15 protein-coding genes are annotated in these 13519 nt (G+C 63.5%); 10 read left to right on the forward strand and 5 right to left on the reverse strand.

Annotation, left to right across the window (positions count from 1 at the left end):
* Positions 1-48 precede the first annotated feature (48 nt).
* Genes ACSSVC_RS30210 through ACSSVC_RS30255 form a run of 10 tightly spaced genes read left to right on the forward strand, consistent with a single transcriptional unit; the run spans position 49 to position 8761 of the window.
* The gene (locus ACSSVC_RS30210; protein WP_346633824.1) at positions 49-999 is read left to right on the forward strand and encodes a YbgA family protein; all 951 of its coding nucleotides are present in this window, start codon (positions 49-51) and stop codon (positions 997-999) included.
* A 3-nt stretch (positions 1000-1002) separates the two neighbouring features.
* Positions 1003-1935 carry a MerR family transcriptional regulator gene (locus tag ACSSVC_RS30215; protein ID WP_346633823.1) on the forward strand — a complete coding sequence of 311 codons (933 nt, stop codon included), beginning with the start codon at positions 1003-1005 and terminating at the stop codon, positions 1933-1935.
* A gap of 13 nt (positions 1936-1948) precedes the next feature.
* Positions 1949-3394: a deoxyribodipyrimidine photo-lyase gene (gene phrB / locus ACSSVC_RS30220; RefSeq protein WP_492611807.1), complete on the forward strand. Its 1446-nt coding sequence runs from the start codon at positions 1949-1951 to the stop codon at positions 3392-3394.
* Positions 3387-3812, forward strand: coding sequence for a nuclear transport factor 2 family protein (locus ACSSVC_RS30225; RefSeq protein WP_492611808.1), 426 nt, complete (start codon positions 3387-3389; stop codon positions 3810-3812). Before phrB ends, ACSSVC_RS30225 begins: the two co-directional genes overlap by 8 nt.
* Entirely contained in the window at positions 3809-4579 is a 771-nt protein-coding gene (locus tag ACSSVC_RS30230; protein ID WP_346633820.1) for an SDR family NAD(P)-dependent oxidoreductase, read from the forward strand. Before ACSSVC_RS30225 ends, ACSSVC_RS30230 begins: the two co-directional genes overlap by 4 nt.
* On the forward strand, positions 4576-5823 hold the full coding sequence (locus ACSSVC_RS30235) for an NAD(P)/FAD-dependent oxidoreductase (RefSeq protein WP_492611809.1): 1248 nt from the start codon (positions 4576-4578) through the stop codon (positions 5821-5823). Before ACSSVC_RS30230 ends, ACSSVC_RS30235 begins: the two co-directional genes overlap by 4 nt.
* Positions 5820-6635 (forward strand): DUF1365 domain-containing protein, encoded by an 816-nt coding sequence (locus ACSSVC_RS30240; protein ID WP_404937639.1) that lies wholly within the window; start codon positions 5820-5822, stop codon positions 6633-6635. The genes ACSSVC_RS30235 and ACSSVC_RS30240 overlap by 4 nt, the downstream gene beginning before the upstream one ends.
* On the forward strand, positions 6622-7893 hold the full coding sequence (locus ACSSVC_RS30245; RefSeq protein ID WP_346633817.1) for a class I SAM-dependent methyltransferase: 1272 nt from the start codon (positions 6622-6624) through the stop codon (positions 7891-7893). Before ACSSVC_RS30240 ends, ACSSVC_RS30245 begins: the two co-directional genes overlap by 14 nt.
* The gene (locus ACSSVC_RS30250; RefSeq protein WP_346633816.1) at positions 7886-8401 is read left to right on the forward strand and encodes a DUF2878 domain-containing protein; all 516 of its coding nucleotides are present in this window, start codon (positions 7886-7888) and stop codon (positions 8399-8401) included. Before ACSSVC_RS30245 ends, ACSSVC_RS30250 begins: the two co-directional genes overlap by 8 nt.
* 54 nt (positions 8402-8455) lie before the next feature.
* Positions 8456-8761 (forward strand): YkgJ family cysteine cluster protein, encoded by a 306-nt coding sequence (locus tag ACSSVC_RS30255; protein ID WP_273923104.1) that lies wholly within the window; start codon positions 8456-8458, stop codon positions 8759-8761.
* A 10-nt stretch (positions 8762-8771) separates the two neighbouring features.
* Here the strand turns inward: ACSSVC_RS30255 and murI are convergent, their stop codons facing one another.
* Genes murI through hemA form a run of 5 tightly spaced genes read right to left on the reverse strand, consistent with a single transcriptional unit; the run spans position 8772 to position 13492 of the window.
* Complete coding sequence (gene murI, locus ACSSVC_RS30260) at positions 8772-9563, reverse strand: glutamate racemase (protein WP_446439124.1); 792 nt, start codon at positions 9561-9563, stop codon at positions 8772-8774.
* Entirely contained in the window at positions 9556-10311 is a 756-nt protein-coding gene (locus tag ACSSVC_RS30265; RefSeq protein ID WP_446439123.1) for a molybdopterin-synthase adenylyltransferase MoeB, read from the reverse strand. Before ACSSVC_RS30265 ends, murI begins: the two co-directional genes overlap by 8 nt.
* Positions 10305-11135, reverse strand: a complete 831-nt coding sequence (gene prmC / locus ACSSVC_RS30270; RefSeq protein ID WP_492611810.1) for a peptide chain release factor N(5)-glutamine methyltransferase — start codon at positions 11133-11135, stop codon at positions 10305-10307. Before prmC ends, ACSSVC_RS30265 begins: the two co-directional genes overlap by 7 nt.
* Positions 11136-12218: a peptide chain release factor 1 gene (gene prfA, locus ACSSVC_RS30275; RefSeq protein WP_346633812.1), complete on the reverse strand. Its 1083-nt coding sequence runs from the start codon at positions 12216-12218 to the stop codon at positions 11136-11138.
* The gene (gene hemA / locus ACSSVC_RS30280) at positions 12218-13492 is read right to left on the reverse strand and encodes a glutamyl-tRNA reductase (RefSeq protein WP_011063407.1); all 1275 of its coding nucleotides are present in this window, start codon (positions 13490-13492) and stop codon (positions 12218-12220) included. The genes prfA and hemA overlap by 1 nt, the downstream gene beginning before the upstream one ends.
* Between the last annotated feature and the right edge of the window lie 27 nt (positions 13493-13519).

Consider the following 13519-nt stretch of genomic DNA (forward strand, 5'->3'; position numbering starts at 1 on the left):
GTTGTACAACGTTGCTTTTTTGTACAGGTAAGCCCCGGAGGTTGCACCATGTCCACCAAGCCGAAAATTGCCATCAGCGCCTGCCTGATGGGCGTCGAGGTCCGCTACAACGGTGGACACAAGGAGTCTCGTCTGTGCAGCCGAGTACTCAGTGACTACTTCGATTTCGTGCCTCTGTGTCCAGAAGTTGCGATCGGCATGGGCACCCCCCGCGAACCTATTCGACTGGTCGGCGACCCCGAGCAACCTCGGGCCGTAGGCACCGTGGATGCCAGCCTGGATGTCACCCTGCCCCTGGCGGAATATGGCGAGCGCATGGCGGCCCAGGTAGGCGATATCTGTGGCTACATCTTCATGCAGAACTCACCATCCTGCGGGCTGGAGCGGGTCAAGGTGTACCAGGCCAACGGCATTCCCCATAGAAACGGCGGCCGGGGCGTCTATGCCCAGGCATTCTGCGCACAGCATCCCAATCTGCCGGTGGAAGAAGCCGGACGCCTGAACGACCCGGTACTGCGGGAAAACTTCCTGACCCGGGTCTACGTCTATCGCGACTGGCAGGCGCTGCTCAAGCAAGGCCTGACCCGCCGCGCCCTCACCGACTTCCACTCGCGCTGCAAATACCTGCTGATGGCTCACCATCCCGTACAGTACAAGACCCTGGGCAATCTGCTGGGCAGCATGGGCAAGGGCGATCCGACCCTGATCGGCCCGCGCTACTTCAGTGAACTGATGGCAGCATTGAGCAAATGCGCGACCCGTGGCACCCACAGCAATGTCCTGCAGCACCTGAGCGGCTATCTCAAGCAGTCCATCAGCGCCGAGGACAAGCAGGAAGTGCAACACGTAATCGGCCAATACCGCCACGGCATCGTGCCTCTAGTCGTGCCGCTGACCCTGCTCAAGCACCACTTTCGCCAACACCCCGATCCCTACATCGCGCAGCAGTTATATCTGCAGCCACATCCGGAAAATCTCAGCCTGCGCAACGCGATCTGAGCCATGAAACAACTCGCTCAAGAAGCCGACAACAGCGCCCAGTACCGACGCGCCCTGGAACAGGGATGGCTGCCGATTCGCGAAGTGGCGCGCCAGACCGGGGTCAACGCCGTCACCCTGCGCGCCTGGGAGCGCCGCTACGGATTGATCGTGCCCCTGCGTACGCCCAAGGGCCATCGCCTGTATTCCCAGGATCAGGTGCAAGAAATCCTGACCATTCTTACCTGGCTCAATCGCGGGGTCGCGGTCAGCCAGGTCAAGCACTTGCTGGACAGCGCCCCAAGCATCAGCACACCGGCCGAGAATGACTGGCAGCGCCTGCGCCAGACCCTGAGCCTGGCCATCAGCCAATTGGCGGAACGCAAGGTCGACGACACCTTCAATCAGGCCATGGCCCTGTACCCGCCCCGCACCCTGTGCGAGCACTTGCTGATGCCATTGCTGGCGGAGCTGGAACAGCACTGGCAGGGCCAGTTCGGCAGCCAGATGGAGCAGGTGTTCTTCTATTCCTGGCTACGCAGCAAGCTGGGGGCGCGGATCTACCACAACAACCGCCAACTGCAGGGCCCTCCACTGCTGCTGGTCAACCAGTCGGACCTGGCCCTGGAACCCCATCTGTGGCTGACCGCCTGGCTGGCCAGCAGCGCCGACTGCCCGGTGGAGGTCTTCGACTGGCCGTTGCCCGGCGCCGAACTGTCCCTGGCCATCGAACGCCTGCAAGCCCGCGGCCTGCTGCTGTATTCCAGCAAAGCGCTCAATCCCGCGCTGTTGCCCAGGCTGCTCAACGGCATTGCCTGCAAAAAAATCATTGCCGGCCCCGCGGTGTGCATCCACCCCGCCGACTGGTCCGTATGTATCACTGAAATCGCTGATCTGTACCTGGCCCAGGACCCGATCTCGGCCTGCCAGGCACTGCTTGAGCGAGGACTCTTCTGAACCGGGAATCAGCATGCAATTGATCTGGCTGCGCAGCGACCTGCGCCTACATGACAACACCGCCCTGAGCGCCGCCGCCCAGCGTGGCCCCACCGTGGCCGTGTACCTGCTCAGCCCGGAACAGTGGCAAGACCATGATGATGCACCGTGCAAGGTCGACTTCTGGCTGCGCAACCTGCAAACCCTGAGCAGCGCCCTGGGCCGCTTGAACATACCCTTGCTGATCCGCAGCGCCAGCACCTGGGACCAGGCACCCCAGGTGCTGCTGGAACTGTGCCGGCAACTGCAGGTACGCATGCTGCACTTCAACCAGGAGTACGGCATTCACGAGAGCCGCCGCGATGCCGCCGTGACCCGGGTCCTGGAAGAAGCCGACATCAGCGTCCAGAGCTACCTCGATCAATTACTGTTCCAACCCGGCACCGTGCTGACCAAGAGCGGCGGCTACTTCCAGGTCTTCAGCCAGTTCCGCAAAGTCTGCTACAGCCGCCTGCACAGCGCACTCCCGCCCTTGGTGAGCGGCCCCAGGGCGCAACTGCCACTCTCGATCAATGCCGACCCGTTGCCGCGCCGGATCGAAGGTTTCCCGCAGCCCAGCCAGGCTCTGCGTGACCTCTGGCCCGCAGGTGAAGATGAAGCCCTGGGCCGTCTGGAACAGTTCACCGACGAGCAGATCAACTACTACCAGAGCGAACGCGACTTCCCGGCCAAGCCCGGCACCAGTCAACTCTCGCCCTACCTCGCCGCCGGGGTGATCTCGCCCCGACAGTGCCTGCACGCCGCCTTGCGCTGTAACCAGGGAGAGTTCGAAAGCGGTAATCCCGGTGCCGTCACCTGGATCAACGAACTGCTGTGGCGCGAGTTCTACAAACACATCCTGTTGGGCTACCCGAGGGTTTCCCGGCACCGCGCCTTCCGTCCGGAAACCGAAGCCGTGGCCTGGCGCGACGCACCCGAGGAACTCGCTGCCTGGCAGGAAGGCCGCACCGGCCTGCCGATCATCGATGCCGCCATGCGCCAACTGCTGGAAACCGGCTGGATGCACAATCGCCTGCGGATGGTGGTGGCCATGTTCCTGACCAAGAACCTGTTGATCGACTGGCGTGAAGGCGAGCGTTTCTTCATGCGCCACCTGATCGACGGAGACCTGGCGGCGAACAATGGCGGTTGGCAGTGGAGCTCCTCCACCGGCACCGACGCCGCACCCTACTTCCGCATCTTCAACCCGGTCAGCCAGTCGGAACGCTTCGACGCGGAAGGACGCTTCATCAAGCACTGGTTGCCACAACTGGCGGGGTTGAACAAAAAAGATATCCACAACCCTGGCGCCATGGGCGGGCTGTTCGCTGTCGCCGATTACCCGGCGCCCATGGTCAACCTGTCGATGTCCCGGGATCGAGCTCTGGCGGCGTTCAAAGCCCTGCCTTCGCGCCTGGATGCGGGAGACGCCCATGAATGACTTCCTCGAGCGCTTTGCCCGGGATTTCTCCAGCCTCGACAAGCACAGCTTGCAACGCCTGGACCAGCTCTACAGCGAGGACATCCAGTTCACCGACCCGCTGCACGAGATCAATGGCCTGCCGCGCTTGCGGCACTACTTTGCCGAGCTGTACGCCAACGTCAGCGAACTGCGCTTCGACTTCCATGGCGCGGACCCCTGCGGCGAGGACCAAGGCTATCTGCGCTGGACCATGAGCTACTGCCACCCGCGCCTCAAGGGCGGCCAGATGATCCGGGTCCCCGGCTGCTCGCACCTGCACTGGCGCGACGGCAAGGTCTACCGCCACCGGGACTATTTCGACGCCGGTGCCTTGCTCTATGAACACCTGCCCGTGCTCGGTGCGGTGATCGCCTGGCTGAAAAGGAGGCTCGGATGAACCCTGCAATGCCCCGGCGGATCTGGCTCACCGGTGCCAGCAGCGGCATCGGTGCGGCGCTGGCCGAAGAACTGCTCAAGACCGGCGCCCAAGTGGCCATCAGTGCTCGCTCGCGCGAGCCCCTGGAAGCGCTGGCCCTGCGTTATCCGGGCCGGGTGCTGGTGGTGCCCGGCGATCTCACCGACGCCCTGCAGGTGCGCGAGATCGGCAAGCGCATCGCCCAGGCCTGGGGTGCCCTGGACACGGCGATCCTCAATGCCGGGACCTGTGAATACATCGATGTGCAGCAATTCGACGCGGCGTTGATCGAGCGTGTGCTGAACAGCAACCTGCTGTCCGCCAGTTATTGCATCGAGGCTGCGCTGCCGCTGCTGCGCGCCGGCAATCGCCCCCATCTGGTGGGCGTGGCCAGTTCCGTGACCTATCTGCCGCTGCCACGGGCCGGCGCCTATGGTGCTTCAAAGGCCGCCTTGCGCTACCTGCTGCAATCCTTGCGCATTGACCTGGCCGCCGAGGGCATCGACGTCACCGTGGTCAGCCCCGGGTTCGTCGATACCCCGCTGACCGCGCGCAACGACTTTGCCATGCCCATGAGTTGGTCCGCCGAGAGGGCCGCCCGACACATCCACAAGCATCTGTCACGCCGGGATCTGGAGATCGCTTTCCCCGCCCCGTTCATCTTCGGCCTCAAGCTGCTGTCCTGGCTGCCCGGCCGCCTGCAACTGGCCATCGCCAAACGCCTGGCCCGCACGGGGAATGCATCGTGAAAATCGCCATTATCGGTAGCGGCATCGCCGGCCTGACCTGCGCCTACGTCCTGAACCGTCGCCATGACATTCGGGTCTATGAGGCCGGCAGCTGGATCGGCGGCCACACCCATACCCTGGATGTCAGCCTGAACGGCGAAACCCAGGCCGTGGACACCGGTTTCATCGTCTTCAACGACTGGACCTACCCCAACTTCATCCGCCTGCTGGGGCAGATCGGGGTCAAGTTCAAACCCACCGAAATGAGTTTCTCGGTGTGCGATCCGGCCTCGGGCCTGGAGTACAACGGCAACAACCTCAACAGCCTCTTCGCCCAGCGCCGCAACCTGCTGTCGCCCGGGTTCTGGGGCATGCTGCGGGACATTCTGCGCTTCAACAAAGCGGCCCTGCGCGACTTGCAGCAGCAACGCATCAGCGCTGACACCACCCTCGGCGACTACCTCCGGGACCAGAGCTACGGCGAGCGTTTCATCCAGCATTACATCGTGCCCATGGGCTCGGCGATCTGGTCGATGTCGCGGGTGCAGATGCTGGGTTTTCCCCTGCAGTTCTTTGTGCGTTTTTTCAAGAACCACGGCCTGCTGTCGGTGAGCAATCGTCCGCAGTGGTGCGTGATCGAAGGCGGCTCAAGCCGCTACATCGAGCCGCTGACCGCCGCGTTCCGCCAGCACATCCGCCTCGACTGCCCGGTGCAGCGAGTCGAGCGTGACGAACTGGGCGTGGTGATCCACAGCGCTGCGGGCAGCGAGCGTTTCGACAAGGTGGTGTTCGCCTGTCACAGCGACCAGGCCCTGCAGCTGCTGGCCAGCCCCAGCCGGGCCGAACGGGAGATTCTCCAGGCCCTGCCCTACGCCGACAACGAAGTGGTGCTGCACACCGATACCCGGCTGCTGCCTCGGCGGCGCCTGGCCTGGGCCAGCTGGAACTACCGCCTCGACGCCAGCGGCGAGAAAGCTGCCGCCGTGACCTACGACATGAACATTCTGCAAGGTCTGAAGAGTGACACCACCTTCTGCGTCAGCCTCAACCAGACCGCCGCCATCGATCCGACGCAGATCCTCGCCCGCTTCACTTACGCCCACCCGCAATACAGCCTCGGCGCGGTAGCGGCCCAGGGGCGCTGGGGTGAACTGCAAGGCGCCCAGCACAGCTTCTACTGCGGCGCCTACTGGGCCAACGGTTTCCACGAGGACGGTGTGGTCAGCGCGCTGCGCGTGGCCCAGGCCTTTGGTGAACAACTGTGAACAGCGCCCTGTACAGCGGCTGGATCAGCCATCGGCGCTTTGCCCCCAAGGGCCATGCCTTCCGCTACCGGATCGGCCTGCTGTACCTGGATCTGGAAGAGCAGGACAGGGTGCTGGGGCTTTCGCCCCTGGCAGGCCAGAGTCGCTTCGCGCCGTTCGCCTTCCGCGAAAGCGACTACCTCAAGGGCTTCACCGGCCAGGGCATGCGCCTGATCGACGCCGTACGCCAGCAAGTGGCTGAGGCGATCGGTCATGTGCCCGGGGGCTCAGTGCGCCTGCTGACCCAGGTTCGCAGCTGGGGCCTGGCGTTCAACCCGGTGAGTTTCTTCTACTGCTTCGAGGCCGACGGGCAACTGGCGGCGATTCTCTGCGAGGTCACCAACACCCCCTGGCGCGAGCGCTACCACTATGTACTGCCGGCCCGCCCAGGCAGCGCCACCGCTCCCGAGCACCAGCACTTCGCCGTGACCAAGGCCTTTCACGTGTCGCCGTTTCTACCGCGGGACCTTGAGTACCGCATGAGCTTCAGCCCCCCGGCCGAACGGCTCGGGGTGCACATGGCCGACTGGCAGGGCGAGCTCAAGGTGTTCGACGCCACTCTCAGCCTGCAACGCCAGCCCCTGGACCGCCGCAGCCTGCACCAGTATCTGCTGCGCTTTCCGTGGATGACCGCCAAGACCTGCCTGGCGATCTACTGGCAGGCCCTGCGCCTGGCCGCTAAGGGCATCAAGTTCTTTCCCCACGAGGCTGCCGACGGCGCCTATCGCACAGCCGCTGTACAACCCAAGGATCGCCGCCATGAAATCCTCTAGCGTATCGGCCAGAAACACCCTGTTCAGCACCCACAGCCTCACTGCCAGCCTGCTGCGCCGTGGCGTACTGCGACAACTGGGGCAACTCAAGCACGGGCAACTGCTGATCGTCGAAGACGGCGAGCGCCTGGTCTTCGGCAGCAACAGCGCGCCCCTGATCGGGGAAATCCACATTCATGACAGCAGCGTCTGGGGGCTGGTGGCCAGCAGCGGTTCGATCGGCGCCGGCGAGGCCTTTATCCATGGCTACTGGAGCACTCCGGATCTCACGGCGGTGATCCGCGTATTCGTCAGCAACCTTGAGGTACTGGACGCCATGGAAGGCGGCCTGGCGCGACTCGGTCGGCCCCTGGTGCGCGGTCTGCACTGGCTCAATCGCAACACCCGCAAAGGCTCGCAGAAAAACATCGCCGCCCACTACGACCTCGGCAATGAGCTGTTCGAGCAGTTTCTCGATCCCACCATGATGTATTCCGCCGCACAGTTTCGCAGCGACGACGACAGCCTGGAGCAGGCCCAGTTGAACAAGCTGGAACGCATCTGCCAGAAGCTCGCCTTGCAGCCCGAGGATCACCTGCTGGAGATCGGCACCGGCTGGGGCAGCATGGCGCTGTATGCAGCCCAGCATTACGGCTGCCGCGTGACCACCACCACCCTGTCCAAGGAGCAGTTCGCCTTTACCCGGCAACGCATCGACGCCGCCGGCCTGCAGGATCGCGTCACCCTGCTACTGGAGGACTATCGCGACCTCACCGGGCAATACGACAAGCTGGTGTCCATCGAAATGATCGAAGCCGTGGGCCATCGTTTCCTGCCCACCTACTTCAAGCAGTGCGCTCTGTTGCTGAAAAGCAACGGCCTGATGCTGCTGCAGGCCATCACCATCCGCGACCAGCGCTACGAACAGGCGAAGAACGGCGTGGACTTCATCCAACGCTACATCTTCCCCGGCGGCGCCCTGCCCAGCGTGCAGAAAATGCTTGAAGTGGTCGGTCGCGACACCGACATGAATCTGTTGCACATGGAGGACTTCGGCCTGCACTACGCCCGTACCCTGCGCCTGTGGCACGAGAACTTCCGGCGCGCCCACGGTCGCCTGAGCGAGCTGGGCTATGACCCGTACTTTCTGCGGCTGTGGGAGTTCTACCTGTGCTACTGCGAAGGCGGCTTTCTGGAGCGCAGCATCGGCACCGCGCAGATGCTCCTGGCCAAGCCCTCGGCAGTGCCGCAACCCTTGCTGGGCCGTTTCGATGCGTAAGCAACTGGCCAACGCCCTGCTGTTCCAGCTGGGCTGGTTCATCTGCGTGCTGTCTGGCGACAGCCCCTGGCTGCTGCTGGGGGTAGCCATCCTGCTGGCGCATTTACGCTGGATCGGCAGTTGGGCCGGGGAAGGTCGAATGATTGTCGGCATCGCCCTGATCGGCATCACCCTGGACAGCTTCCTGCACTGGCTGGGAGTGCTCCAGTTCAAGGAAGTGAGCCTGCTGATTCCCCTCTGGCTGATGCTGCTCTGGATGTTGCTGGGCACCACTCTGCGCCATTGCCTGGCATGGACAGCACGTCCCTGGTGGCTGGCCTGCATCCTCGGGGCGCTGTGCGGACCGCTGTCCTACTACGCCGGGGGCCGCTTGGCCGGAGTGACCTTTGCCTACGGCCTATGGCCGACCCTGCTGGGGCTGAGCCTGCTCTGGGCAGTGCTCCTGCCGCTGTTCCACGTGCTTGCACGTCCCACTGTCGAAGCGCCTCAACCGGCCATTCAGGACTGAGCGTCCGTCAGGGCTTTCACACAGCCCTGGCCCACTGCCTTACACTGCGCGCCTATGACTAACATCCCCGTTACCCCCATCCCCGAACCGGCCATCAGTTGCTCGACCTGCGCTGCTTGCTGCTGCCAGCTGGAAGTCATGCTGATCACCGACACCGGGGTGCCCGAACGCTTTATCGATACCGATGATTGGGGCGGCGAAGTCATGCGCCGCCTGGACGACGGCTGGTGCGCAGCACTGGATCGCGACAGCATGCGCTGCACCATCTATGAGTTGCGGCCGCTGATCTGCCGCGAGTTCGAACTGGGAGAGGCGGACTGCCTGAGCGAGCGCCGGGGAATCGCCACGGCGTATCGCTGAACCGGCTTTTTCACAAGTCGAAACGCTGAACGCTACCCGGATTGTTCCATAGCAGAGGAAGCACCTGAGCAAAGTGCTGGACATCGCCACTGGTCCAAAAGCGCGCCTCACGGGCGACTCCCCGGGCACGCAGGTCGCTCTCGTCCAGCAGGCGCTGCAACTGCCGGGCAACCGCAGCACCGGTGTCGATCAGGCTGATGTGGGCAGGCAGCATCTGCACCAGCACCGGCTTGAGAAACGGGTAATGGGTGCAGCCCAGAATGATGGTGTCGCAACCGGCGGCCAGCAGCGGTTCGACATAGCCCTGCAACAGTTGGCACAGGGCGCTACTGTTGAGGTCGCCGTTTTCGATCATTTCCACCAGGCCGGGGCAGGGCTGGGTGACCACCTTCACATCAGCGGCAAAACGATCGAGCAAGGCGGCGAACTTGGCGCTCTGCAAGGTGCCGGTGGTCGCCAGCACCCCCACCACACCGCTGCGGGTCGCAGCCGCTGCGGGCTTGACCGCAGGTTCCATGCCGACGATGGGCCAGTCCGGAAAGTCCCGGCGCAGCTCGGCCACTGCGGCCACGGTCGCAGTGTTACAGGCCAGTACCAGCGCCTTGGCGCCCTGCTCGCGGAAGTAACTCGCCATCAGTGCGCAGCGCTGGCGAATGAACTCCGGGGTCTTCTCGCCATAGGGGATATACCCGCAATCGCCAAAGTACAGCAACGATTCGTTGGGGAGTAGTTGCTGTATTTCCGCCAGTACCGACAGGCCGCCAACACCGGAATCGAACACCGCAATGGGCGCTTCACTCATGATGAACTCCGCAGACACTGCAACCGGGATCACGCTTGACTCGCAGTTCACGAAAGCGCGTGCCCAAGGCATCGATCAATAACAGTCGGCCCACCAGTGGCTCACCAAATCCGGCCAGCAGTTTCAGGGCTTCCAGCGCTTGCAGACTGCCCACGGTGCCCACCAGCGGGCCAAGCACCCCGGCTTCACTGCAGGTCAGCTCGGCTTCGCTGCCATGCCCGTACAAGCAGTGGTAGCAAGGGCTTTCCGGGCGCCGCGGGTCGAACACCGACAACTGCCCTTCCAGGCGAATCGCCGCGCCGCTGACCAAGGGCTTGGCGGCCGCCACGCAAGCGGCGTTCACCGCCTCGCGGGTGGTGAAGTTGTCAGAGCAATCAAGCACCAGGTCCACCGCGGCCACGGTAGCGGCCAGGCTGTCGACATCCAGCGCGTGACGATGAGGCACCAGGCGGATTTCCGGGTTGAGGGCAGACAGCCGGCTGATGGCCGAGTCCACCTTGCTGACCCCGACACTGGCGCTGTCGTGAATGATCTGCCGTTGCAGGTTGGTCACATCCACCGTGTCGAAGTCTGCCAGGTGCAGCTCACCGACACCGGCGGCCGCCAGGTACAAGGCCGCCGGGGCCCCCAGGCCACCCAGGCCGACTATCAGTACCCGGCTTTGCTTGAGGCGCAATTGACCGTCGATATCAACGTGTTGCAACAGAATCTGCCGGCTATAACGCAACAGTTCCTGATCGGTCAGCATGGCAGGCAACCGAGAGTAATGCGCTCATGCCCACCCAGGTCAACGCGGCTGTGGACCTCGATAAAACCCTGGGCCGTCAACAATTCGCGCACGGCTGCAGCCTGGTCGTAACCGTGCTCCAGCATCAGCCAGCCGCCGGCTTCCAGATGTTGCGGAGCCTGGGTGACGATCAGGCGCAGGTCATCCAGGCCGTCCTTGCCCGCCACCAGGGCGCTTTCGGGTTCGAAACGCACATCGCCGGCCACCAGATGGGGATCGGCCTCGGCAATATAAGGAGGGTTGCTGACGATCAACTGGAAGCGCTGGGACTCGACCGCGCTGAACCAGTGGCTGCTGAGCACGGTGACGTTGTTCAGTTGCAGGCGCTGGCGGTTGCGCTCGGCCAGGGCCACGGCTTCCAGCACCCGGTCCACGGCCGTTACCTCCCAGGCTGGACGTTCGCTGGCCAGGGCCAGGGCGATGGCGCCGCTGCCGGTCCCCAGGTCGAGGACCTTGGCCGGGCTCGCCGGCAGCAGCTCCAACGCCGCCTCCACCAGCAGTTCAGTGTCGGGACGCGGGATCAGGGTGTGCGGTGCCACTTCCAGATCCAGTTTCCAGAAGCCCTGCTGGCCGAGGATGTAGGCCACCGGTTCGCCGGAACGGCGTCGTTGCAGGTATTCAGTGAACAGCAACACGGCCTCGCTGGGCACGATGCGCTCTGGCCAGGTATGGAGAAAACTCCGCGGCTTGCCCAGGGCTGCCGCCAGGAGCAGTTCGGCATCCAGGCGCGGCGTCGGCGAATCGGGCAATTGGGCTGCGCGCAGCAGGCTGGCGATGATGGTCATTTACTCACCCAATGCCGCAAGTTGATCGGCCTGATATTCGGCCAGCAGCGGTTCGATCACCGCCTCCACGCCCCCGGCAAGGATTTCGTCCAGGGAATACAGGGTCAGGTTGACCCGATGATCAGTGACCCGGCCCTGGGGGAAGTTGTAGGTACGAATGCGCTCGGAGCGATCCCCCGAGCCCACCAGCAACTTGCGCTCGCTGGCAATGGCGTTGGCCGCAGCGCTGGTCTGCTGGTCGTTGAGCTTGGCCGAGAGCCAGGACATGGCCCGGGCCCGGTTCTTGTGCTGGGAACGCTCTTCCTGGCACTCCACCACGATCCCCGAAGGAATGTGGGTGATGCGGATCGCCGAGTCGGTCTTGTTCACGTGCTGACCGCCGGCACCCGAGGAGCGATAGGTATCGATGCGCAGGTCCGCCGGATTGATCTCGATGGTTTCCTGCTCATCCGGCTCCGGTAGCACCGCCACGGTGCAGGCCGAGGTGTGGATGCGGCCCTGTGATTCGGTGGCCGGTACCCGCTGCACACGGTGCGCGCCGGATTCGAACTTCAGCTTGCCGTAGACGTTCTCGCCTTCGACCCGGGCAATGACTTCCTTGTAGCCGCCGTGCTCACCCTCGTTTTCCGAGAGGATCTCCAGCCGCCAGCCACGCCGCTCGGCGTAACGGGAATACATGCGGAACAGGTCGCCGGAGAAAATCGCCGCCTCATCGCCGCCGGTACCGGCGCGGATTTCCAGGAACACGTTGCGACCGTCGTTGGGGTCCTTGGGCAACAACATGCGTTGCAGGGCGCTTTCCAGCTCGGCCAGTTGCTCCTTGGCCTCACGCACTTCCTCGGCAGCCATTTCCCGCAGGTCCGGGTCGTTGTCCTTGAGCAGCGCCTGGGCACCTTCAAGGTCGGACTGGACTTTGAGTACCTGTTTATAGGAGGCGACGATCGGTTCGACTTCTGCGTATTCCTTGGAGTAGGCGCGGAACTTGGCCTGATCGGAAATGACCTCAGCATCGCCGAGTAAGGCGGTCAGTTCCTCGAAACGGTCCTGGAGAATGTCCAGCTTACTGAGCAGTGACGCTTTCATTACGGGGTTTTATCCGATGAGCCCTCACCGAGGGCAAAGAGTTCTTGGGCCATGGCCAGCGCATCGAGGCGGCCTTCGGCGGAGAGCTTTTTCAACTGCACGCTCGGCGCGTGCAACAATTTGTTGGTCAGGCCGCGGGCCAGTTGGGCCAGCACGTCCTCGGCGCCGCTGCCATTGGCCAGCATGCGCAGGGCTTTCTGCAATTCTTCGTCGCGCAGGCGCTCGCTCTGTTGACGATAGGCCTTGAGTACGTCCACCGCCGCCAATTCACGCAGGCGCACCATGAAATCCTCGGCGCCGATGTTCACCAGCTCCTCGGCGGCCTGGGCCGCGCCCTGACGGCTCTTGAGGTTTTCCGCGACCACTTCGTGCAGGTCATCGACGGTGTAGAGGTAAACGTCGTCCAACTCGCCGACTTCTGGCTCGATATCCCGGGGAACGGCGATATCCACCATGAAAATCGGCTTGTGCTTGCGCAGCTTCAGAGCGCTTTCCACCGCGCCCTTGCCGAGGATCGGCAACTGGCTGGCAGTGGAACTGATGACGATATCGCTGTGCACCAGCTCCTGGGGGATGTCCGACAACAGCACCGCGTGGGCGCCGAACTGCTCCGCCAGGAGACTGGCCCGCTCCAGGGTGCGGTTGGCAACGACGATGCGCTTGACCCCAAGGTCGTGCAGGTGCCGGGCCACCAGGGTAATGGTCTCGCCCGCGCCGATCAGCAACGCCTGGCTGCGCTGCAGATCACTGAAAATCTGTTTCGCCAGGCTCACCGCAGCAAAGGCCACGGACACCGGGTTTTCGCCAATGGCGGTATCGGTGCGTACTTGCTTGGCGGCACTGAAGGTAGCCTGGAACAGCCGCCCCAGCAGTGGGCCGACAGTCCCGGCCTCCCGGGCCACAGCGTAGGCGGACTTCATCTGCCCGAGAATCTGCGGCTCGCCCAACACCAGGGAATCCAGCCCCGACGCCACCCGCATCATGTGACGAACTGCCGCATCATCTTCATGCACATAGGCGCTGGCACGAAGCTCGTCTAGGCTCAGGTGGTGATATTCCGCCAGCCAGCGCAGCACCACATCCGCAGAAAGATGATCCTGTTCTATATAGAGCTCACTGCGATTGCAGGTGGAGAGGATCGCAGCTTCGCGGCTGTCGGTGAGTCGGCAGAGCTGCTGCAAGGCCTCAACCAACTGCTCAGGGGTAAAGGCCACGCGCTCGCGGACGTCTACAGAAGCAGTCTTGTGGTTAATACCGAGTGCAAGGAAGGCCATTCAAGGTCGCTGATGATGTCGAGAAGC

The sequence above is a fragment of the Pseudomonas sp. E1BtOHC1 genome (assembly GCF_058744285.1).

Excerpts from the sequence above, each read along its gene's own strand:
- ACSSVC_RS30215 (WP_346633823.1), top strand. The coding sequence starts at position 1,003 with ATGAAACAACTCGCTCAAGAAGCCGACAACAGCGCCCAGTACCGACGC.
- ACSSVC_RS30265 (WP_446439123.1), bottom strand. The coding sequence starts at position 10,311 with ATGCTGACCGATCAGGAACTGTTGCGTTATAGCCGGCAGATTCTGTTG.
- ACSSVC_RS30230 (WP_346633820.1), top strand. The coding sequence starts at position 3,809 with ATGAACCCTGCAATGCCCCGGCGGATCTGGCTCACCGGTGCCAGCAGC.
- ACSSVC_RS30250 (WP_346633816.1), top strand. The coding sequence starts at position 7,886 with ATGCGTAAGCAACTGGCCAACGCCCTGCTGTTCCAGCTGGGCTGGTTC.
- ACSSVC_RS30245 (WP_346633817.1), top strand. The coding sequence starts at position 6,622 with ATGAAATCCTCTAGCGTATCGGCCAGAAACACCCTGTTCAGCACCCAC.
- phrB (WP_492611807.1), top strand. The coding sequence starts at position 1,949 with ATGCAATTGATCTGGCTGCGCAGCGACCTGCGCCTACATGACAACACC.
- ACSSVC_RS30225 (WP_492611808.1), top strand. The coding sequence starts at position 3,387 with ATGAATGACTTCCTCGAGCGCTTTGCCCGGGATTTCTCCAGCCTCGAC.
- murI (WP_446439124.1), bottom strand. The coding sequence starts at position 9,563 with ATGAGTGAAGCGCCCATTGCGGTGTTCGATTCCGGTGTTGGCGGCCTG.
- ACSSVC_RS30210 (WP_346633824.1), top strand. The coding sequence starts at position 49 with ATGTCCACCAAGCCGAAAATTGCCATCAGCGCCTGCCTGATGGGCGTC.
- ACSSVC_RS30255 (WP_273923104.1), top strand. The coding sequence starts at position 8,456 with ATGACTAACATCCCCGTTACCCCCATCCCCGAACCGGCCATCAGTTGC.
- prfA (WP_346633812.1), bottom strand. The coding sequence starts at position 12,218 with ATGAAAGCGTCACTGCTCAGTAAGCTGGACATTCTCCAGGACCGTTTC.
- prmC (WP_492611810.1), bottom strand. The coding sequence starts at position 11,135 with ATGACCATCATCGCCAGCCTGCTGCGCGCAGCCCAATTGCCCGATTCG.
- hemA (WP_011063407.1), bottom strand. The coding sequence starts at position 13,492 with ATGGCCTTCCTTGCACTCGGTATTAACCACAAGACTGCTTCTGTAGAC.